This is a genomic window from Ignavibacteriales bacterium (assembly GCA_016709155.1).
In the GTDB taxonomy this organism is placed as follows: domain Bacteria; phylum Bacteroidota; class Ignavibacteria; order Ignavibacteriales; family Ignavibacteriaceae; genus JADJEI01.
Window position 1 is genome coordinate 1791532 of sequence record JADJEI010000001.1, and the last position, 22471, is coordinate 1814002.

At 36.0% G+C, this 22471-nt stretch carries 15 protein-coding genes; 8 read left to right on the top strand and 7 right to left on the bottom strand.

What is annotated here, in order from left to right:
* Positions 1-3 precede the first annotated feature (3 nt).
* A complete protein-coding gene (locus tag IPH11_08585; GenBank protein MBK6913712.1) occupies positions 4-1383 on the top strand; it encodes an alpha/beta hydrolase in 1380 nt (459 codons plus the stop codon).
* Between the two features lie 27 nt (positions 1384-1410).
* On the opposite strand, the gene IPH11_08590 is transcribed toward IPH11_08585, so the two are convergent.
* Complete coding sequence (locus tag IPH11_08590; GenBank protein ID MBK6913713.1) at positions 1411-2772, bottom strand: MBL fold metallo-hydrolase; 1362 nt, start codon at positions 2770-2772, stop codon at positions 1411-1413.
* Between the two features lie 133 nt (positions 2773-2905).
* Here IPH11_08590 and queC point away from each other — a divergent pair, with 133 nt between their 5' ends.
* The 4 genes from queC (at position 2906) to IPH11_08610 (ending at position 7523) form a co-directional block, all read left to right on the top strand.
* Positions 2906-3598: a 7-cyano-7-deazaguanine synthase QueC gene (gene queC, locus IPH11_08595; GenBank protein ID MBK6913714.1), complete on the top strand. Its 693-nt coding sequence runs from the start codon at positions 2906-2908 to the stop codon at positions 3596-3598.
* A 64-nt stretch (positions 3599-3662) separates the two neighbouring features.
* Positions 3663-4082, top strand: coding sequence for an NADPH-dependent 7-cyano-7-deazaguanine reductase QueF (gene queF, locus IPH11_08600; protein ID MBK6913715.1), 420 nt, complete (start codon positions 3663-3665; stop codon positions 4080-4082).
* A gap of 11 nt (positions 4083-4093) precedes the next feature.
* Positions 4094-6664, top strand: a complete 2571-nt coding sequence (locus tag IPH11_08605) for an HD domain-containing protein (protein ID MBK6913716.1) — start codon at positions 4094-4096, stop codon at positions 6662-6664.
* 19 nt (positions 6665-6683) lie between these two features.
* Complete coding sequence (locus IPH11_08610; GenBank protein ID MBK6913717.1) at positions 6684-7523, top strand: glutamate racemase; 840 nt, start codon at positions 6684-6686, stop codon at positions 7521-7523.
* A 160-nt stretch (positions 7524-7683) separates the two neighbouring features.
* Here IPH11_08610 and IPH11_08615 read toward each other — a convergent pair whose 3' ends face one another.
* Positions 7684-9453: an SLC13 family permease gene (locus tag IPH11_08615; protein ID MBK6913718.1), complete on the bottom strand. Its 1770-nt coding sequence runs from the start codon at positions 9451-9453 to the stop codon at positions 7684-7686.
* 189 nt (positions 9454-9642) lie between these two features.
* Between IPH11_08615 and IPH11_08620 the strand changes: the two genes are divergently transcribed.
* The 3 genes from IPH11_08620 to IPH11_08630 all read left to right on the top strand — a co-directional run bounded on the left by IPH11_08620 (position 9643) and on the right by IPH11_08630 (position 14087).
* Positions 9643-9867: a hypothetical protein gene (locus IPH11_08620; protein ID MBK6913719.1), complete on the top strand. Its 225-nt coding sequence runs from the start codon at positions 9643-9645 to the stop codon at positions 9865-9867.
* Positions 9868-9946: 79 nt separating this feature from the next.
* The gene (locus IPH11_08625; protein ID MBK6913720.1) at positions 9947-12916 is read left to right on the top strand and encodes a DUF2723 domain-containing protein; all 2970 of its coding nucleotides are present in this window, start codon (positions 9947-9949) and stop codon (positions 12914-12916) included.
* 109 nt (positions 12917-13025) lie between these two features.
* Positions 13026-14087 (top strand): glycosyltransferase family 9 protein, encoded by a 1062-nt coding sequence (locus IPH11_08630; protein ID MBK6913721.1) that lies wholly within the window; start codon positions 13026-13028, stop codon positions 14085-14087.
* A gap of 2 nt (positions 14088-14089) precedes the next feature.
* On the opposite strand, the gene IPH11_08635 is transcribed toward IPH11_08630, so the two are convergent.
* From IPH11_08635 to IPH11_08655, 5 genes are all read right to left on the bottom strand, one after another.
* Positions 14090-14623: an LOG family protein gene (locus IPH11_08635; GenBank protein MBK6913722.1), complete on the bottom strand. Its 534-nt coding sequence runs from the start codon at positions 14621-14623 to the stop codon at positions 14090-14092.
* A gap of 165 nt (positions 14624-14788) precedes the next feature.
* Positions 14789-16327, bottom strand: a complete 1539-nt coding sequence (locus tag IPH11_08640) for a response regulator (GenBank protein ID MBK6913723.1) — start codon at positions 16325-16327, stop codon at positions 14789-14791.
* A gap of 1 nt (position 16328) precedes the next feature.
* Positions 16329-17627, bottom strand: coding sequence for a GAF domain-containing sensor histidine kinase (locus IPH11_08645; GenBank protein ID MBK6913724.1), 1299 nt, complete (start codon positions 17625-17627; stop codon positions 16329-16331).
* A gap of 119 nt (positions 17628-17746) precedes the next feature.
* A complete protein-coding gene (locus tag IPH11_08650; GenBank protein ID MBK6913725.1) occupies positions 17747-21421 on the bottom strand; it encodes a hypothetical protein in 3675 nt (1224 codons plus the stop codon).
* 157 nt (positions 21422-21578) lie between these two features.
* The gene (locus IPH11_08655) at positions 21579-22325 is read right to left on the bottom strand and encodes a hypothetical protein (GenBank protein ID MBK6913726.1); all 747 of its coding nucleotides are present in this window, start codon (positions 22323-22325) and stop codon (positions 21579-21581) included.
* Positions 22326-22471 lie beyond the last annotated feature (146 nt).

The following is a 22471-nucleotide window of genomic DNA, read 5'->3' on the forward strand; positions in this document are numbered from 1 at the left end:
TTAATGCTGCTATCGCTGCCGGCTATTGCACAACAAAATCAAATTGTTGGGAACTGGCAAGGCGCTCTTAAAATTTCATCAATCCAATTGAGAATTGTTTTTAATGTGATTGAAACCGAAAATCAAAAACTTATTGCAACATTAGACAGTCCGGATCAGGGAGCTTTTGGCATCCCCGTAGATACTGTAATTTTTAACCCCCCGTATGTAAAATTCGAAGTAACTTCTATAGTTGGATTCTTCGAGGGAAGTTTGAATGAGACAGCTCAATCTATTTCCGGCAAATGGAATCAGGGCAGACAATCATTTGACCTCGAACTCTCTCGCTCAGATTCTGTCATTACCATCAATAGACCGCAAGAACCCAAGCCGCCTTTTCCATATATTGAAGAAGAAGTTGTGTTTGAAAATAAAAATGCAAATATAACACTTGCAGGTACCTTGACTTATCCGAAGGAAGGGGAAAACTTTCCCGTTGTAATTCTTGTTTCCGGCTCGGGTCCGCAAAACAGAAACGAAGAATTACTCGGTCACAAACCTTTTCTTGTAATCGCTGATTTCCTGACAAGAAATGGTATTGCAGTTTTAAGATATGATGACAGGGGTGTGGGAAAATCTACGGGTGATTTTTCATCTGCAACAACATTAGATTTTGTTGGTGATGCTCTTTCGGCAGTGGGTTTTCTCAAATCAAAAGATCAAATAAATAAAAATCAAATTGGAATCATCGGACACAGCGAAGGTGGATTGATCGCTCCACTTGCTGCTGTCCAATCGGAAGATGTCGCTTTTATTATTATGATGGCTGGACCGGGATTGCGCGGAAAAGAAATTTTAGTTTTACAAACAGAATTAATTTTAAGAGCGAACGGAGAACCAGAAGATGAAATAAAAAAAGGTGCCGGGTTAAATGAACAGCTTTATGGAATACTCCTTTCGGAAAAAGATTCTGCCTCTGTTTCATCGCAACTGCGTGATGTGTTTGAAAGAGCCTATATTGAAATGACTGATAAAGAAAAAACTCAAATCGGTGATAAGGATATTTTTATGGAGAGACAGTTTAGTATGATGCAAAGTCCCTGGTTTAAATATTTTTTGGCTTACGATCCATATGAAACTTTAACAAAAGTTAGCTGCCCCATCCTTGCAATAAATGGAGAAAAAGATTTGCAGGTCCCTCCGAAAGAAAATCTGGCAATGATTCAAAAAGCATTTAAAGAAGCAGGAAAAGAAAATTATAAATTAGTTGAATTGCCCGGCTTGAATCATTTATTTCAAACTGCTAAAACAGGCTCACCCATGGAATATTCAACAATTGAAGAAACAATTTCACCTTCTGCATTGAATGTGATCAAGGATTGGATTCTTGAAACCACAAAATAATTCTGCCTCAAATAAATTTTAATAGCTTTAAAAATTTATTTCTTTGCCCTTTTCAACCGCGAATAATTTCACGGCTGGATTTTGCTTTAAAATATTTGCCCCCATCCAATCAATTGCCGGCACATCACCGTGAACAAGAATTACAGTTGAAGGATTCAGCAATTCAACAATCTGCAAAAGATCTTCCCGTTTTGAATGCGCCGAAAATCTGAAATGTTGAACTTCGCATTTTACCTCCTCCTCTTCAAAAAACTCGCTCAGTTTGATTTTATCTCCCTTTCGGGCATTGGCAATTTGATAACCGGGAGTTTGTGAATCCATATAACCAACTGTAAAAATAGCCGACTTACTTTGCTTCAACCATTGTTGTGCAAATTTGTACGAGGCAGTTTTTTCAATTACCATCCCGCTTGATGCAAGCACAATGCAGGGTGAGTTAAAAAAATCATTATGGTTTTTAACTTCAAAATAATTTATTTGCGGGATTTGACTAAGTTCAAAAGTCGGATCATTCTCATTAATCACGAACCGGTTATAGTCATAAATACGACTGATTTTATTAGCGATTCCACCGGTGTAGATATCAACTTGTGGAATTTTATTACTCCTCATCAGTTTATAAATCATCGAAAGCATTTCCTGCATCTTGCCCAAAGCAAATACAGGAATCAGCACAGAGCCATTATTATTTAAAATTTTATTCAGTGATTTAGCAAGTCTTTCTGCCTCTTTTTGCCATTCAAGAATTTTAGAGGAATCAGTCGAGCCGTAAGTTGATTCTGTGATCAGCAAATCAATTTTCTGTTTTGGTAAATACGCTCCGGAAAGCAGTGATTGTTTTTGAAGATTAATATCGCCCGTATAAAATATTTTTTTTCCGTCATGCTCGATAAAAATTCCTGCTGAACCAATAATATGTCCTGCATCGTGGAAGGAAATATTTATTTCAGATTTACTTTCGTGCTTGTAACCCCGGAGTGAAAATTTTTCTTCATAAGATTTATATTGAATTGACTGAATCAGTAAATCAATCTCTTCATGCGAGTAGAGTTGGTATTTTTCCTCAGAGATTTGTTCTCGCAGAATTGAAATTGTATTTTGAAGCGTCAACTCTGCAACGGCACGCGTTTGGGGAGTGGTAAATATTTGAAGGTAGGGAAATCGCTTAATTAAAAACGGTAATGCATCAAGATGATCCTGATGAGCGTGAGTAATTAATACGAAGTCAATATTTTCGTTTTGAATTAAGTCAAAATCTGGAAGTGCATCCAGCCCTTTCTTTTGAGGGTGCATTCCACAGTCCAAAATTATTCCCGTGCCTGCAATATTCAGATAGAAGCAGCTTGCACCAATTTCACCCGCACCGCCCAATGGAATAAATTTAATCATACGTCATTTCTATTTTCATCATCAGCAATTTAATAATTTGAATCGTTGAAAATAAAAATAGTTTAGTCAATTTTGACTAAAGTCCTATTTTCTGAAAAGCCATTTTGCTATTTTGCGAATGGATATTTCAAGTATGAAAAAAGAAACAAAAAATATTGCAGTTATTGCCGTAAGCGGAGGAATGGATAGCTGTGTTACTGCTGCAATTGCAAATATGGAATACAATCTTGCGTTTGCACATTTTAATTATGGGCAGCGAACAGAGAAGCGGGAGTTGAAAGCCTTCAATGAAATTGCAGATCATTTTAGAGTAAAAGAAAGATTAATAATTGATTACACACACCTTGCAAAAATCGGCGGCTCATCGCTTACTGATAAAAATATTGAAGTGACTAAAGCAGACTTAGAAAATAAAAACATTCCTTCTTCTTACGTTCCATTTAGAAATGCGAACATACTTTCCGCCTGCGTAAGCTGGGCTGAAGTTTTAAACGCAAGTGCTGTTTTTATCGGAGCAGTTTATGAAGATTCTTCCGGATATCCTGATTGCAGACCGGATTTTTTTTCTGCTTACGAAAAAATGATTGATCTTGGAACAAAACCGGAGACAAAAATTAAAATTGTTACTCCTATTATAAATTTATCTAAAGCAGAAATTGTTAAAAAAGGAATTGAACTTGATGCACCGCTTCACTTAACTTGGAGCTGCTATCAAAATGAAGATGAAGCATGCGGAGTTTGTGATAGTTGTGCATTACGTTTACGCGGTTTTCAGCAAGCAGGATTTGAAGACACAATAAAATATAAAGTTAGACCAAAGTATTAGAAATTATTAGTGCGAAAAAGAATATTCAGATTAACTCAGGTTCAGAAAATATAAAGGCCAATATATGAGCACAAAACTAAAACTCGTAAACAACAAACTAAGTTTATTAGAAACATTTGAAAACAAATATCCAAACAGGGATTACGAAATAAAACACATTGCACCGGAGTTTACTTCGCTCTGCCCCAAAACCGGGCAGCCGGATTTTGCTACTATAACTCTTGAATACATTCCTGATAAACTTTGTGTGGAATTAAAATCTTACAAGTTTTATCTTCAATCCTATAGAAATGAAGGGATTTTTTTTGAAAGTGTTACTAATAAAATTCTTGATGATCTTGTTGAAGTTACAAAGCCCCGCTATATGAAAATCACTGCGGAGTTTAACACACGCGGCGGTATTTCATCTGTAATTGAAGCTGAATATGAGGATGAAGATTACAGGAATTTTGATGATGAAGATATTGATGATTTGCTTAAATAATTATTTTTAATATGACCGATTTAACCGAACTAAAAAAAGAATTTCTTACTGCACGCGACCATCTTCTCCGATCCAAGAAAAAACAAGTTGATGCTTTTAAATTCAGTATGGAGCTGAGTCATCTCGTCGAGGAGTACATAAGAAATATCGCCGGCGCAAATAAATTTAACTTTGCTCTGGCTTCTGCAGGAAGTTTCAGCAGACGAGAGCTTTCTCCTTTCTCCGATATTGACATTATGTTTATTGCCTCTTCCGTTGAAGAATCAAAAGATGAAATTGCTTCACTCGTTACAAAATTTTGGGACAGCGGTATGGAAGTTTCGCATACAATCAGAGATTTTTCCGATATACAAAAATTTGCGGTTGAAGACCTTCACACATTTACTCAGTTTTTTGAAACACGATTTTTACTCGGCTCTGCAAAAATTTATGACCAGTGGAATCAAGATCTTATTAATTCTCTAACGGAAAAATTACAAGTTGATATCCTCAAAAAGTTGATTGTTGATGTTCAAATTCGATATGATAAATATGGCGATTCGCCGAAGCTTCTCGAACCGAATGTCAAACTTTCCGCCGGCTCGCTTCGTGATCTTCAGAGCATCGAATGGATGTATATCATTGCTAATAAAGTTTTACTAAATAAACAAACGGAACTTACACAGGTGGAGGCATTCATTTCAATCTTAAAGGAAAATGCTTTAACAACGTGTACAGAATGTTCGAGACTTCTGGAAAGCTATAGACTTATTCTTGGTGTTAGAAACCTGCTTCATTTAATTTCTGATCAGCGCACAGATCGTTTTGAATTCACTTATCAAAATAAAATTTCTAAAATGTTTAGTCATCAGACTAATGCACTTGAAATTTTTATGCAAAGTTATTTTAATGCTTCAAATACAATTTATAGATTTACAAAATCAATGATTAAAAAATTTCAGGATGAAATTACAAATCCTTTGCCCGACTCTCTTTCAATGGATTTGGATGACGATTTTGTTTTGAAAGGTAAAACAATTTTTTATAAAGGAACAAAGTCTCCAACATTATCAATTATCCTTCGGGGATTTTTTTATCGCGGTGAACACAGTGCAAGGTTTGATGAAACCTTTCGCTCGAATATAATTGAGTATGCTGAAAGTCATAACGACTCTGATTCCATTAAAAATGAATCCTCCGTTTTCTTCCGGGAAATTTTAAAAATGCCGAAAAATGTTGGTCAAACTTTATCCGTTATGAATGAACTTGGATTGCTCGGTACATTTCTTCCTGAGTTTAAAGAGCTTAACGGTTTTATGCAGCATGGCGTTTATCATTGTTACACGGCAGATGTTCATACTTTAATAACTATTCAAAATCTTGAAAAACTTGAACGCGATAGTTCTATTCTCGGGAAAATTTATTCTTCATTCAGGACTAAAGAAATTCTTTTTTTAGCAATGCTTTTCCATGACATCGCCAAACCAATTAATATTTCCGGACACGAAATTATTGGATCGGAAATGGCTTCTTCTATTATGCAGCGGCTTGGATACAGTGAGTTAGAGATGAATAAAGTTTGCTTCCTTGTAAAAAATCATTTATTAATGGAACAGGTGGCTTTCAGAAGAAACCTTAATGACCCCGGCACTCTAAATAATTTTGTTTCTAATTTTAATACCGTCGAAGAACTTGACCTGCTTTACCTTGTTACTTATGCAGATCTTTCTGCTGTTAATTCTGCTGTATGGACTGTTTGGAAAAGTGAACTCCTTTCAGAACTTTACCGCAAATCTAAAGAGATGATTGAACAGCAAATTACCGGTGAAGATCTCCTAATCAATAATACCTATGTTGTCCCAAAGCAAATTACAAAGCATTCCTCTGAAATTTCAGAAGAAAATGTAAAAGAACATATTGATGCGTTAAATGATTCGGCTTATATGCAGCAATTTTCTGATGAAGAAATAGCACTGCATATCGAAAAAATTAATCGCGGTGAGCAAGTCTCGGTTATTTTTAAACAACTTGAACATTTTACCAATGTAACAATTATCACTCGGGATTTTCCCTCGCTGCTTTCTAAACTGTGCGGAGTTTTATCTATCAATGATGCAAACATCTATGATGCAAAAATCTTTACACGAAAAGACGGCATCGTGATAGATACTTTTAATGTCGCCGATTTCCGAACGGAGAAGAAAATTGAAGTTGCACGGTTTGCGAAAATTGAAAAGGATTTTGAACGTGTTGTAAACGGATTGCTTCAACTAAATCAGGAAATGACTAAACTAAAATCCCGCTGGTGGCGAATCGAAAGTAAATTTTTTAATCGAAGCGGCAAAGTTAAAATCAGTTTTGAAAAGCATGAACGCTATACTATTATAGATGTGTTCTCGCCGGATAGACTTGGGTTTCTTTATCATCTTACGCACAAAATGAATGAGTTGGGTTTGATGATCTACTTTGCGAAAATCTCTACTAAGGGTGATGATATAGTTGATTCATTTTATGTACTTGATCGAAATAATAAAAAAATTTCTGAGAGTGATCTTAATTTTATTACCGAAGCGCTGCTTGAAACTATTAAACAAATAATCTGAAAGATTTATTTTGAACTTCATGGAAAAAGAAAAACCCATTGGTGTGTTTGATTCCGGTATTGGCGGGCTTACTGTCGTAAAAAGATTGTCATCAATGCTGCCTGCCGAAAATCTAATATACTTTGGAGATACTGCACGCGTACCTTACGGATCAAAATCCAATTCAACGGTGATTGAATATTCTTTACAAAATGCGCACTTCCTGATGGAGAAAAATGTTAAAGCAATTGTGGTCGCATGCAACACTGCCTCATCTGTAGCCATTCAGGAATTGAAGAATAATTTTAAAGTGCCGATCATCGGGATGATTGAGCCGGGGGCAAAATATGCACTTAGTAATTCTTCCTCCGGAAGAATAGGAGTTATTGGAACGCGCGCTACAATTGCCAATCAAGCTTATTCGAAAGAAATCAAAAAATTAAATCCTGACGTGGAAGTATTTGAAAAAGCCTGCCCCCTTTTTGTTCCGCTTGCCGAAGAAGGATGGATTGAACACTCAGCCACTTATGAAATAGCCGAAGAATATCTAAAGGAGCTTCGTGATTTGAAGATTGATACGTTAGTGCTTGGCTGCACCCACTACCCGATACTTGCAAATGTAATTCAGAAAGTAATTGGCGAAAATGTAAAGCTAATTGATTCAGGAATTGCGTCTGCAGAAGTTGTTCGCAGTGAAATTTCCAGAATTGGATTTGAAACAAATTCATTCGGAATGGGTAACCATCAGTTTTATGTGAGTGATATCCCGGCAAAATTTCAGGAGGTGGCAGAATTATTTTTGGGCAGACAAATTAGCCATGTGCAAAAAGTTGATCTCGAATATTTGACCGCGTTTAATATTCACAAGCCTCTTCAATAATTTTTTATTAACCCTTCTTCAGCATTATTTTCCAACAAGCTCATCCTTCGACAAGCTCAGGATGACAGATATGAGTTTTTCAATTCGCAACGAGATTTATTTTCCGCATTTTTTTGCTGGCATTAAAAAAATAACCTATAGCTGTTTTAAGAAAACTTCATTAATAGAAAGACCAGACTTGCGGAATTATTATTATTGAAATAATCCACATCATCAAATTCAGCGGTATTCCTATTTTAAAGTAGTCATTAAATTTATACCCACCCGGTCCATAAACCATAAGATTCGTTTGGTAACCGATTGGAGTTGAGAAGCTTGCTGAGGCAGCCATAGTTATTGCGATTGCAAACGGCATAAAATTCAATCCAAGCGAATTTGCAGTTGCAAAAGCAATTGGAAACATAATTATTGCGGCTGCATTGTTAGTAATCATCTCTGTCATAACCATCGTCAAAAAATAAACGCAGGCTAAAACGAATATGGGATTATCTCCAACAATCGAAAGAAATGATTGAGAAATAACCTGAGCAGCCCCCGTGAGTTCCAATGCTTTGCCAATTCCGAACGATGCCCCAATCACAATGAGTACTTGTAGCTCAATACTCCGTCGGGCAGTATTTGAATTCACACATTTAGTCATCAGCATTGCCCCAACTGCCAGTAATGCTGCTGTTAAAATATTAATTACCTCGAAGCTTGCAAGTAAAATCATTAATAATAGAATTGACCATGCAATCCATCCTTTTTTATGATCGCGCGGTGAAGAATCTTCAATTTGTCTAATCAATAAAAAATCCCTTGTGTTTTTGTACCGGCTGATAAATGAATCGTGTGTTTCAAGCAGCAAGGTATCTGCTATTTTTAATTCTATGTCCCCAATTTTTTCTTTTAACCTTTCGCCATCACGCGCAACACCAATAACAACTGCATTATAAACAGATCTGAACTCACCTTCTTTAATTGTTTTACCTATTAAAGGATTACGCCCCGAAACAACCGCCTCGATTAAACATCTATCCTGTCTTGGCGTATCTAATTTAAATATTTGATCGGTGGATGGAGTTAACCCTTTGATTTTTTGAAGGTCAACAATGGATTCGGTGACACCGGTAAATATTAGCCTGTCATTTTCGAGTAAAATTTCATCCGGGGTAGGGGCAGCAATAATTTTTCCCTTTCGATCAATTTCAATTAAAAATAAACCGGGCAGATGTCTTAACCCGGCAGCTTCAATTGTAGTATTAATTAAAGAGCCTGCCGGTTCAACTATCATTTCTATTGTGTATTCTTTTGGGTTTGAAAATGCTTCAATAGCAGATTTCCTTCCGGGTAAAAGCCATTTGCCAAAGGCAAGTACATACAAGAAACCGGCTGCCGCGCATGGAATTCCTACCCAGGCAATTTCAAAAAAACCAAAGCCTTTTCCTGTTTCTGAAGTAAGTAATCCATTTACAACAAGGTTTGTACTCGTTCCGATTATCGTAATCGTTCCGCCAAGTATGGCTGCATAGCTTAAAGGGATCATCAATTTGGATGGTGAAATTCCATTCTTCTTTGACCAATCAGAAATTGCTGGAATAAATGCAGCAACCAATGGAGTATTATTAAGGAATCCACTCAATGCCATAATAGGCGCCATAATCCTTGCCTGTGCTTTTCTTACAGAGTTTGTGCGCCCGAATAATTTAACACTGAATAACTCCATTGCGCCGGTATCGCGTAAACCTGCGGCGATAATAAACATTACGCCAACCGTTAATAATCCTTCATTAGAAAAACCAGCGACAGCGTCTTTAATGGGGATAACTCCTGCTACAACCAAAACCGTTAACCCTGCCATCATAACAACTTCGGGCGATATCTTTGTAAACATCAGAAAAGCAAGGCATCCGAGGGCAACAAGTACAGCCAGAATTGCAGCAATGGTCATTTATACTCCAGATTAATTCGTCCGATAAAAATTTCAATTTGCAGGCTTAAGATAAAAAAAATATTTATTCGTTTAACTTTTAATTCTTTTGAACGTCTTATCATTAGTATTCATTTCATCTTAAAACAGGATTGCTTATTTTGACAAGCATAAAAAATACTTTTATCAATATTTATTGATGGAGTTTATATGTATTCTTTTAGAGATCAGAAAAAGTTTATCGAAGCTCTTAAGAGATTTGAAAGAAACTTCGATAGAAAAGAATTAGAGGATTATAAAATGTTTGTTAAAATGGATAAGGATGAAGAGGATTTTGATACTGTTTCGATGAGCCGGCTAAAAGAAATTCACGATAAATATGTAAAGCCGGTTGATACAAGCAAGTATGACTCATTTTTTAAAAAGAAAGAATGAGTATTTATTTAACTAATTTTTGTGTAAGACCTCTGTCATAGCTATTTTCGCACACGATTTTTCACTTTGAGGTACATTGATGAACTTTAAATTATATCACAGAATAATTGCAGCATTCGTATTTATAATTACAGCAATTGTTCTTTTCTCAACCTTACAACCATCGGTTTCCTTTTGGGATTGCGGCGAGTTTATCGCATCAAGCTACTATTTACAAGTACCCCACCCACCGGGAACTCCTTTCTTTCTCCTTCTCGGAAGAATCTTTGCAATGATTCCATTTGCAGAGAATATTGGACTAAGAATAAACACTATTTCGGTATTATCAAGTGCGGCGGCAATCCTGCTTTTATATTTGGTTGCTGTCAAACTGATTCAGAATTATCGCGGCAAACAACCGGCAAATCTTTTTGAAGCTTTGGCGATTTATATTTCTTCGGCAATTGGCGCTTTATCTTTTGCTTTTAGTGATACTTTTTGGTTCAACGGTTCCGAAGCAGAAGTTTATGCCTTTAGTACTTTTTTATTTGCAGGAGTTACATATTTAATTATTCGATGGAATGAACGAGCCGATAATGCGGACAGCGGAAAATATTTAATCATGATCGCTTACCTGCTTGGCATTTCTACCGGAGTACATTTGATGAGTGTGCTTGCGATGGTGCCTGTTGTGATGGTTATCCTTTTTAGAAAGTATCTCGAAGATGAAACAATTACAAAACAAACCGGGTATATTTTTCTTGTGCACATTGCTATTATTTTAATTCTTGCTGTTGCCTGGTGGTCGGGTCAAAAAGATACAACCCCGCCCATGCAGGAAGCTTACGAAGCATTCGACAGTAAATTTAAAATGTTCATACTCGGAATCAGTCTTGCTATCTTTTTAATTTTTTGGAAGAAGATTTTTAATAGAAGCTCTTTTTATTTGCCAATTATTATCGGCAGTCTTGCTTTGTTTTTTGTTTATCCCGGCGTTGTAAAATTGCTCCCTGCTATTATGACTTCCATTGCTGGAAATGATTTGACAATTGAAATGTTTTTACTTGCTCTTATTTTTATCGGGCTTGGTTACGGAATGTACTATGCAACGAAGAATAACAAGCCAACAATGCACCTGGTTTTTACTTCAATGCTGTTTGTTATGCTTGGCTTCACCTCTTTTGCAATGGTTATAATCCGCTCCAATCAAAACCCTCCGATGAATGAAAATGAGCCGAATGATTTCACAGAATTAGTCTCATATCTTAACCGCGAACAGTACGGCGACTTTCCAATATTCAAAAGAAGATTTTCCAGCGAACCTCATCAAATGGGTATTTATACAAATTACTCCAGTGATTTTGATTTCTTTTATTCCTTTCAGATGAATCACATGATGACTCGATACTTGTTCTGGAATTATGCCGGACGCGAAGGATGGACTCAGGATGATGGTGCAAACATTGCCCCATTTAATGATATTGGAAATATATTCGGAAAAATACTTGCTATTAATTTTGCCGGTGATATGAAAGATTCACTTTTTGGCATTCCATTGTTAATAGGATTGCTCGGAATTTATTTTCACTTCCGGCGAGATTGGAAAATGGCTTCCATCTTTATGATTATGTTTATAATGATGGGATACCTGACTGCGTTTTATCAAAATCAGCAGCAGCCCCAGCCAAGGGAGAGGGATTATTTTTACGTTGGCGCATTCTTTGTCTTTTCAATATGGATCGCAATAGGAGTGATTGAACTTTTTTATCTTGTTCGCGAAAAGATAAAAAGTGAACAGCTAAAAAATGCTGCAGCAATTACAGTGCTCGCTGTAGCTATTATTTTAATCCCGGTCAAAATGGTAATAGCGAATTATCACACACACGATAGAAGCAACAACTGGGTTCCATGGGATTATTCATATAACCTTCTGCAAAGCTGTGCACCTAATGCTGTTCTTTTTACAAATGGGGACAACGATACATTCCCTCTTTGGTATTTGCAGGATGTTGAAGGAGTTCGCAGGGATGTAAGAATTGTCAATCTCAGTTTGTTGAATACTAATTGGTACATAAAGCAATTAAAAAACAATGACCCTTACAATGTTGGCAAAGTTGAAATGCGGCTGACAGATGTTCAAATAGATCAGATGAGACCGATTGAATGGAAACCAAAAGAAGTTACAATCCCGCTGCCGGGAGATTTGACTTCACATACTTTATCTGGAGATTTTCTGAAGCAGTTCAGCATAACTGATTCATCGGTTGCCAGGATGGGGGCAGTTAAATTTATGATGAACAACACTCTTACTTTCGGCGAAATCAAAGCTATCCGTGTTCAGGATTTAATGGTGAGAGAAATAATTGAAGCTAATAACTGGCGACGTCCGATTTACTTTGCTGTGACTTGCTCGGAGGACAGTAAAATTGGAATTGGTGACTACCTGCGGATGGAAGGAATGGCTTTAAGATTAGTGCCTGAAAAACGTCAGCAAGGTAAAGAGTTTGTTCAGCAGGAACTGCTCGCTGCCCAACTGATCGAGAATAAAGGATACAGCAAAGATTTCAAACCCGGGTTTAAATTCAGAGGTATCAGCGACCCGAATATTTTCTTTGATGATAACCAAACACGGATGATACAAAATTATCGAAATTCATTCCTGCGGCTTGCGATCAGTTATGTTTATTCCAATCAAAACGATAAAGCTCTTGCTACCCTTGATCAGATGGAACGGCAGGTTCCTCGAAAAATACGCGGTATGGATTTCGGATTGAAGTTTGAACTTTCAAATATTTATCTGAATGCAGGTGGAATGAATCAGTATAAAGAAATTGCTGCTGAACTCGAAAAAGAAGCACTCCAAAAGCTTGATGATAATGTTCAGGATACCCAAACATATTACAATCCTTACAGAGTGCTTGTCGAAATTTATCAGAACTTAAAAGAGTACGGAAAGCTGATTGATGTATATCAACGTTTGTCTGCATTATATCCTGACGATCAAAATCTTAAACAGCAAATTGAGAATTATAAAAAATTGGCTGCCGGAAAGAGAAAAGAATCCGAATAGTCTTGGTGTATAAACAAAATTAAAGTAACCTAAACTTAATTTTAATGACTGTCTTTCTCTCATTTATCAATGTTGAAAGACAGTCTTTTTTTTATCAAGAATATTTTTTATGAAGATTTTAGTAATAGCTCTTTCCGGTATTGGCGATGCGTTGATGTTTACTCCCGCCTTGAAGCTGCTAAAAAAATCTTCGCCTGATTCAAGTATTGATGCGCTGGTTATGTTCGGAGCGGTTAAAGAGATATATGATAAAAACCCTTTCATAGATAGTGTTCTTCATTTTAATTTTTTAAGAGAAAATATTTTTGTCTCATTAAAGTTTGTTCTTCATTTGAGGAAAAAATATGATTCAATAATCTCTATTTATCCTTCCAACCGCAAAGAATATAATCTAATCAGCTTTTTAATTGGTGCAAAGAAAAGGGCTGCTGTTGAGTATCTCCGTGACAATAAAATGAATCTCGGCTGGTTAAATAATATTACTGTTAAAGAAGATGATTCTGTCCATAACGTCCAAACAAATATTAAGCTTATCGAAAAGCTTCTTAACAAAAATTTTGATGATGAACCTCCAATGGAAATTTATCTTTCAAATGAAGAAGAAGAGTTTGCTGAAAAATACTTGAATGAATTAAACATTAATAAATCTGATTTAGTAATCGGATTTCACCCCGGCTGTGCAACATTAAAAAATCATATCAAACGAAGGTGGGAAGCAGAAAAGTTTGCTGCGCTTGCAGGGAAATTAATAACTAAGAAATACGCTAAAATATTTTTATTCGGCGGGCCGGAAGAAGAAGAATTAAAATCTTTAATCAATTCAATGATTGATTCAGAGAATTCACTCATAATAAAAACAGAAACGTTTCTTCAAAGCATTGCAGTAATGAAACGATGTAATTTATTTATCACCAATGATTCAGCATTGATGCATGTTGCTTCAGCATTAAAGTTAAAAGTCGTTGCCATTATTGGACCCACAAACACAAACTATATTCATCCGTGGAAAACAGAATACAGAATTGCTTCGCTAAATCTTGAATGCTCGCCGTGTTTTTTTTATTCCCCAAAACCACTGAGTTGTTCGAGAACAGATATTAAGTTTAAATGTATTAAAGAGCTTGAAGTGGATTTAGTTTATGCAAAAGCAGAAGAATTATTAGAACAATAATATTATTTTCCATTTAACTCATTAGAAAGAAACTCTACAATTTCTTCAACTGTGTCAAATGGTTTTATCAATCCGGTCTTACGTTTTTCTTTCAACATTTGCTTGTCCATTGTTGAAGTAATTTCGCTCCAAACACTTGAATGGCAGGCGGCAGGTTTTAAAGGAGACAAATCCTTATTCATAAATTCCCAAACAGCGGCAAGCTCCAGCAAGGTGCCGGTCCCCCCCTGAAGAATAACGTAAGCATCACCGGCAGAAATTAATTTTTCAATTCGTTCGAAGAGAGTATCGCATTCAATTTTTTTTGTAAGATATTTGCTCGGTGTGGAATTCCAGAAATCTACCATAATTCCGATTGCTTCTCCCTGATTTTCATAAGCACCTTTTGAAACTGCGTTCATTATACCTTGATAACCGCCGGTGCAAACATTAAACCCTTTTTGCGCGAGCAAGCTGCCAAGCCGATAAGCTGTCTCAAACTCTACCTCTCCCTCAATCGGAAGAGAACTTCCAAATACTGTAATTGTTTTTTTCATCTATTTTCCATAAAAAACTTTGTAAAGATAATGAAATGAATCGTTTAGTTGAACTCAATCCTGAAAACGGCAAAGCTCTGAACTTTTAAATGAAGGATAATTTGAAAGGTGTAAAAGACGGCAGGGCATTAAGTAAAGGAGATCAGCGGGCTGCGAAAATTATTTTCACAAAGATTCATCCCGGTTAATAGATTGTGTTTGCGTTACTTCTTTTAATGCTTCAACAAGCTCATTTTTAGTGAAAGGCTTAATAAGATATTTATCGGCGCCGGCTTCCATAAATTTAGAAATTCTTTCTTCCATAAATTCGCTTGAAATAATAATCACTGGCCGCCTCATCGGATCGTTGGTTTTAATATCTTTACAAATAATAATTCCCTGCTGCCAGAAGTTTTTGCTTACATTAAAAATCACAACTCCAAAGTTGGTCTCCTTCAGGAAATCTATTTTAAAGTTGCGAAGGTCGTGGGTGACGATTGCGAATTCTTTTTTGAGAAAAGCTTTTATTAAATCGGATATTTCACCGGTTTCATCAAGTATTAAAATATCGGATTGATTAAAAGCAAAATCTGCAGCTATGACAGGCTTTTTCATAGTGGAAGAAAGCGGCAAAGTGAAGGTGAAAGTTGTACCCACCCCTTTAATACTATCAACCAAAAGTGAACCGCCGAGCTTCTCGATGCATTTTTTCGCCAAGGCTAATCCTAAACCATTTCCTTCGTAATTTCTGCCAATGTTCAGATCTTCCTGGGAAAATGGCTGGAAGATATGATCCAGGTATTCAGTTGAAATGCCAATACCGGTATCTCTGATTTTACAAATTGCAAGGTCGCGTTCTTCAAGAACATTTGTTTCAATTTCAACGAAGCCTCTGTTTGTAAACTTCACGGCATTAGCCAGGATATTATTTATTGCATTCTCAAGGCAATGCGTATCAACCTCAACAAGAATAGGCTTTGCGGGGAAATCACTTTTGATGTCTATATTCTTTTCGGAGGCTTGCTTTTTGATTAAGTTGATAGAATTGTGAAGTGTGGAAATTAAATCAAGCACTTCAACATGGAGGGTGTAGCTGCCTGCTTCAATTTGAGCAAATTCAAGCATGTGAGTTATGCTTTTATTAAGACGATCGCTGCCGCTGTAAAGATTATCGAGATATATTTTATCTTCGACACTCATTTTATCGCGCATATTTTCACGAATGATTGAGGTATAACCCAGAATAATATTTAGTGGAGTTCTCAATTCATGTGACAGAACATTTAAGAAAGTATTTTTCAATCGCTCGGCTTCTTTGCCTGCATCTCTTGCTTTCGTAACTTCCTCTTCAGCAAGAATTCTTTCAGTCTGGTCTTCATGAAAAAGCACAGCAAATTTTTCACCCGATAATTGCGAACCAAAAATTCCCGTGCGTAAGAGAGGAACAGCCTCTTCTTTATTCTTCAAAAGAGAATCTGAAAAATTATCGCAGCTTCCGAATTTATTTTCATTCAATGATTTTTTAATAATTAAGTCAAAACTATTCTGTTTAATTTCCGGGTCATCGAAAATGGAGTACTCTTTCAATTCTTCAATAGAATATCCCCACTGAAGCGAGAAGGCTTCGTTGATATATATAATTTTGCCTTGTTCATTTACAACCTCGATTGGAAATCTGAGCTGGTCATAAAGTTGTTGGAAATATTTTAATTCATTTTCAAGCATATTAGTTAACAGGAATTGAAAATTGAATACCGGCACCTTGAGTTAAATTCATTATACCAATTTGACCTCTGTGGCGGTCAATAATACTTTTACAGAGGAACAGTCCATACTGAGTTCGCTTTGAGGAGAAAGGTTCTTCGAAAATATTTTTCTTTTCATCCGGGATGCCGGGGCCATTATCTGTAACCTCTACGAACACGGAATTAAATTTTGAATATGTTTTAATAACTATAGTCGCATCTTTTCTTGCATCTGCAGAATTTGTAAACAACTGCACAAGCAGATGCTGAATTTGTTCGGAGTCATAATTGCAAAGAGGCAGGGGGTTAAGCTCGGTTTTAAATATGACACGTGTAAATTTTTTCATCGGGGATATATATTTAATCACTGATTGGATTGTTCTATTCAGATCACCGCTATCCTTATTCAAATTCATAATAGAAGTTTCAAGTAATACCTGGGCATACTTCTGGATATTACGAATGCTGTCAGTTGCAACTTTTGATTTTAATTTCAATCTGTCAATCAGTAAAGCTTCCTCATTATCTTCTTTGAAGCGAGGATTTTTTTGAAGTATTTCAATGCTGCGCATCATACTTTCATTTTCGAGAAGAGCAAGATGGACAAGTCCTTGCAATGATTGACCAATTTCAGAATCAATACTTGATTTAAGAGCTTTCCTTTCTGCTTGAATTAATTGTGAATTGGCTTCCTGCAGAGCATTAAACGCATTTAACTGGCCGGCATAAAGCTGAGCATTTCGGATTGCAGTTGCAGCCTGCCCGGCAAGAATTTCAAAAGTATCTGTTATTTCGCGGGCGTTAATTTTTTCGAGATGTTTGTTGTCAACATAAATCACTCCTATCTTTTTCTCCTCGGTAATGAGGGGGGAGCAAAGAATAGTGCGAAGGTCTAGTCTTAAAATACTTTTGCTGGGATCAAAATTTGTGTCGCTTTGTGCATCTTCAATAAATTTTGATTGCCCCGTATCAAAAACATCTTTAACAACGGATGTGCTGATATTAAAAAGTTCTTCGGGAAGCGTTTTGCCATTTGAGTCTAAGCCCAACTTGAATTCAAGTTTACCGGTTGAATTTTTTAATACAATAAATCCTCTTTCCGATCTGGTCAGCTTGATTGCATTATTTAAAACAAGCTGCAGAACATCTTCAAGAATAAGCGTGTGATTAATTGATTTTACGATATCTAAAATTATCTCTAAGTTTTTTGCTTTTTCAGACGAGTCAGAAGAAGCAGAAAGTTCTTCATCGATCTTTTTTTTAAATTCAGAGAATTTCATTTTTCAGATGTATAGAATTGTTGGGTCAATTAGATATAAACACAGTTCTAAAATAATAATTAAAAATTATTATTAAAAAGGGTTTATTTCTTAAATCAAAATTAGTTAAAAAGCAGCAGTTAATTTTTTAAAATCTTAAATGATAAAAACCACTCCCAGTCATCAATATTCTTGGACCAGGCTTTTGCTATTCCAGCAGAAAAAGTTGATTCAAGATTATACCAATGTTTAAAAATAAAATTAACCTGTCCACCAATATCAATCCATTGATCAGGCATGGGAGATTTGATCAGCAGCCCTTGGGTGAACAATGAAAAATCAATGTGGTTAAGAAATTGATGTGCGAAAGATGCATCGGCAAACCGAATAGGCGGAAAATTATTTTCAAACATGATTTTCAGAAACTGCTCAGCCACGATGCTGTAAATCGGAACGCCTGGAAATCTATAAACTTTTCTAAACTGTTTTACATCTTCATTTTCTACTTCTCTGTTTCCAAAGCCGCCAAAGAAATATTGTGCCTGGAAAAGATTTTTATTTATGTAGTGATATCCGGCAGAAAATTTGGAGTGAAAAACATTATTTGGGGCGATGTAGGTTGAGAAATGATCCCACTCCCCATGACCTTCCGCAGCAAAATTCGGATTGTTCGGATCAGAGCCAAATGCCATAATAGTAAAATTGAATTCGTTGCCAAATTCAAAATCAGTGCTTCCTATGCTTCTTCGTAAATTTTTTATATTCAGATTGGTTTGTGCAACTGCAAAATCCGGTTCGGTAACTCTAACCTGGTTATCATTAATAAATTCAGTGTTTGTGTAAAGAGCAATTTCGGAGTTTTGTTTAATTTTTATCGGGTTGTCAAACAGCCAATAATTTGAATAGCCTAATCTTAATTTTGTACCAATTGTCGCTCGTTTTCTTTCGTTAAAAAGATCATAAAAATCTGTTGCATTGTGATCAATAGCGAGAGTAATTCTTTGTTTATAATCATATTTAAATCGAAGGTGAAAATTTGGAGCTGCAATTTGTTCGTTAAAAGGGGAGTAGCCGATTTCCAAAGAAAAATCGTGAATTAATAAAGGATCGGCTATTCTTAAGTATAAACCAAGTACTTTCTTTTTTTGAAATCCTGAAATAACAGGGATAATAGTATTAATGGAAAGATTGCCAAGTGCGCTGTAAGATTGCTCATTAGTAAACCGTGATTGATCAATAACTACATCCGAAGGACGAAGCACCCAATCAAAAAGTTTTGATTCTTTGTTAAGAATTTTTTGACCAAAATAATTTATAGCAGGGAGTTTTAGAGCCTCAGAATTTTTTAAGATAACAGGTATAAAACCTGCTGCAGAAAATTCAAATGCGAAGATTGAGTCAGCATTGATTTCAATTGGTTTGAATAACCCTTTCAAAGTATTAGAAAGAGGAGTGATTCGCGAAACTGACCTGGCAAATTTATAAATATTAGAAACTCCATTGGTGAAAGCATTCCAAAAAATAAAATTATCGTCCCAGCTCCAGGATGGATTTTCAGGAGAACCGTTCTCGCTGATTATCTGATAATTAAGCTGTCCGGATTTCAATATTTCTTCGCAGGATGCTGCTGTAAGTAACTGCTGTCCATTTGCTTTATGAATCACTGCTGATAAAAATTTTCCATCGTGACTAACAGCAAGCTGTAAAATATCATTACCCGGGTCCATCAACACCAACGGCACCATTTCGGAATATGGATACGGCGAAAACATAAGAAATGTTTTACCATCATTATGCTGAACGCCCCAAAGATCGTGTGTAGTTGGTGAAACGGTGATTTGCCCCACCCTATAATCTTCAAACAGTAATTTTTTATCATTAGTTTTCGTATCAATCACCCAGATATCTCTATAAAGCAAATTGTTGTTGGTCGTATAAAACAGAAACCCGTTAGATGGGTCATAAGCAGTAGATGAAACTTGCAGCATACTTGGAGTAGGCAGAGAAGTAATTTCTTTAGTGCTTCTGCTTTGAATATTGAAGCTTAAAATTCCTGCTAAATGATGCGAGTTATGATTCCCCCAAAAAAGAGTCTGAGTAATCGGATCATAATGTGGCTGAGTCACCCAGCCGAATGAGTTTGAGGATAGATAATATAATTGTGTAACGGCAGCAGATTTTATTGAGGCTATGTTTTCTTTTTGAAAATTTTTTTCATCCTCAATAAATTTATCCCATTCGTCCAACATTTCAGTTCCAAAAACATTTTCAAATTTAGATTCGAAGTTTGAATAAAATGAACCCGGCGCAGTTTTATACCATTCAATTACCTTAGCAGAGCCAAATCTATAAGCGAGGTGAGCAATGAACCGCGCACCATAGGTATAAAATATTGATTCGACCAGAATTGAATTGTGGCTTGTGAAAGCCTCTAATTCTATCGGTTCAGAAAATTCGACGCTATCAACAACAAGTGAACGGAAATACATTTCGTCAAAGTTTCCTAAAATTCTTCCGTAGCCGCCGGAAAGCCATGTTTCCATGAATACTGCAATTGCTTCCTGATGCCAGCGGGGGGTGTATCTGTTGTAGCTTGTTAATAAACTGTAAAAAACTGTCAACGGCTGAATTTGTTCAGGGGAAACTTTCCCAAACATACTTCGCAGAATTTTTTCAAAATTTCCAGATTGTTCATTAACAACAACATGCAAAAGTTCGTGGCTGATCGTCCATTGAAATTTCTCATTGTGCGGAACCATTTCATAACCAGGTTCAAACGGTTCAATTTCCAATCGTATAAAATTATGCGGAACAGTTGAAGTGGCACCAAAACCGTAATCGCTAGCGTCGTAAGTGTTGATGAAAATTTTTTCGTTTGGAGTAAAGTCAAAAATATTAGATAATACTTTAAGCGCATTTTCAGCGTCACTTAAAATTCCATTTACCAGGTAAGAGTGATCTTCGCGATAAATAATTTTAAAATTATCACTCTCTTTCACCAACCAATCGGATTCACTTCTAGAACTTATTTTTATTATTAATTCTTTGTCCTTAAAGTTTTTTAATGTTTGAATTTTTAAAGAATCCTCGGTGAGGTTAAACTTAATAGCCAAAACAGAGTTTTGTTGTAACGACTCATAATCAATTACAAAGCCTTTCGTAGAATCGCTCTCCAGTTCAACACTTTGATAAGTATTTTTTAGGTATATGGAAAAGGCACCCTTCCAAAGAAAATTATCTACACGGGGAAGTTTCTCACTAAAGTTTAGTCTGATTGTAGTAATATCTTCTGAAGATTCGATCATGATTTTATTAAGCTGAATTTTCTCCTCTGTGTAATCTTTGAATTCATTTAGTAAGATTAACTCATCTTCTACAGGCGGTTCATTCAAAACTATTATTCGGTTAGGATTTTCTCTTACAATTTTTTTGTTTAATGCCTTTCTAAAAATTGGCAAAGAATAGTTAAGTGGAATGAGTAAATCATTAGCAGTTGGAATAGTAGAGGTTGGAAATTGATATGTCTGCTCTTCCCCGGTGGATTTATTCAGTAATATCAAGTATGGATTTTTAGCAGTCAATGATAGGACATAATCAGGGAAATATATTTTTATCTTTTGATTACCCGCTTCAATTATATTTTTTAACCCAAGCAAATTTGAGAATTGATTTACGGCTATATACTCCACACCATTCTGCGTTACAACCTGAATTAAGTCTGTACGATTATTCTGGACCAATGTAAAGTTTGATAACTCCTGTGCGAACAGAGAGGAACCAAAAATAATTATGAAGAAAAATTTGCAAACATTCATTTTTATAATTAAAATATTTTCACAATGCTTAAAATCACGAAGCAAAAATAAGAACTAACCGTAATAAAATTTTGATAAGATTTTTTGAAGATTAATTAAGTATCCCGAAGATTTTTTAATGAAAATAAAAAAGCCTTCAAAATTAATTGAAGGCTTCTTATAGAAGATCTACAAGGGAGAATCGCTGGATTATTTCAACCAACCAAACGGCCGCAACCTGAGAATTAGATTTTAACCAACCATAACGGCTGCCCAATTCGTCAATTTGAGAATTAGATTTCAACCAACCATAACGGCTGCCCAATTCGTCAATTTGAGAATTAGATTTCAGCCAACCATAGCGGCTGCCCAATTCGTCAACCTGAGAATCAGATTTCAACCAACCATAGCGGCTGCCCAATTCGTCAACCTGAGAATTAGATTTCAACCAACCATAACGGCTGCCCAATTCGTCAATTTGAGAATTAGATTTCAGCCAACCATAGACGCTGCCCAATTCGTCAACCTGAGAATTAGATTTCAACCAACCATAGCGGCTGCCCAATTCGTCAATTTGAGAATTAGATTTCAGCCAACCATAGACGCTGCCCAATTCATCAATTTGAGAATTAGATTTCAGCCAACCATAGACGCTGCCCAATTCATCAACCTGAGAATTAGATTTCAACCAACCATAACGGCTGCCGAGCTCTTCCAACTGTGCGTTAGAACGATTCTCGAGAACTGGAGTAACCAATTCTTCCCCTCGTAACACAGAGACATCTGTGTTTTGAACGGTAGAATTAACTGTGGCTTCTGTATTAACACGGAAGCGAACAGCTTGTTCTACATTCTCAGAAACTTGTGCGTAACCAGCAATTACTACACAGCTCAAAAGAACGAAAGATAGAGTTAGTTTGCGCATAACATGCACCTATTTGTGATTAAATGACACTTAAGTGTTATAACAATCACCACTATTTAACAAGTGGAAATAGTTAAGCTTAGGCGTTATTTAGAACAATGAATATGCCATTATTGAGGCTCCTAATTCATGTGTTAAAAGGAAGA

Coding starts and splice junctions, on each gene's coding strand:
- IPH11_08615 (MBK6913718.1), bottom strand. CDS start 9,453: ATGACCATTGCTGCAATTCTGGCTGTACTTGTTGCCCTCGGATGCCTT.
- IPH11_08590 (MBK6913713.1), bottom strand. CDS start 2,772: ATGATTAAATTTATTCCATTGGGCGGTGCGGGTGAAATTGGTGCAAGC.
- queF (MBK6913715.1), top strand. CDS start 3,663: ATGAGCACAAAACTAAAACTCGTAAACAACAAACTAAGTTTATTAGAA.
- IPH11_08635 (MBK6913722.1), bottom strand. CDS start 14,623: ATGAAAAAAACAATTACAGTATTTGGAAGTTCTCTTCCGATTGAGGGA.
- IPH11_08620 (MBK6913719.1), top strand. CDS start 9,643: ATGTATTCTTTTAGAGATCAGAAAAAGTTTATCGAAGCTCTTAAGAGA.
- IPH11_08625 (MBK6913720.1), top strand. CDS start 9,947: ATGAACTTTAAATTATATCACAGAATAATTGCAGCATTCGTATTTATA.
- IPH11_08645 (MBK6913724.1), bottom strand. CDS start 17,627: ATGAAATTCTCTGAATTTAAAAAAAAGATCGATGAAGAACTTTCTGCT.
- queC (MBK6913714.1), top strand. CDS start 2,906: ATGAAAAAAGAAACAAAAAATATTGCAGTTATTGCCGTAAGCGGAGGA.
- IPH11_08640 (MBK6913723.1), bottom strand. CDS start 16,327: ATGCTTGAAAATGAATTAAAATATTTCCAACAACTTTATGACCAGCTC.
- IPH11_08630 (MBK6913721.1), top strand. CDS start 13,026: ATGAAGATTTTAGTAATAGCTCTTTCCGGTATTGGCGATGCGTTGATG.
- IPH11_08585 (MBK6913712.1), top strand. CDS start 4: ATGCTGCTATCGCTGCCGGCTATTGCACAACAAAATCAAATTGTTGGG.
- IPH11_08650 (MBK6913725.1), bottom strand. CDS start 21,421: ATGAATGTTTGCAAATTTTTCTTCATAATTATTTTTGGTTCCTCTCTG.
- IPH11_08610 (MBK6913717.1), top strand. CDS start 6,684: ATGGAAAAAGAAAAACCCATTGGTGTGTTTGATTCCGGTATTGGCGGG.
- IPH11_08655 (MBK6913726.1), bottom strand. CDS start 22,325: ATGCGCAAACTAACTCTATCTTTCGTTCTTTTGAGCTGTGTAGTAATT.
- IPH11_08605 (MBK6913716.1), top strand. CDS start 4,094: ATGACCGATTTAACCGAACTAAAAAAAGAATTTCTTACTGCACGCGAC.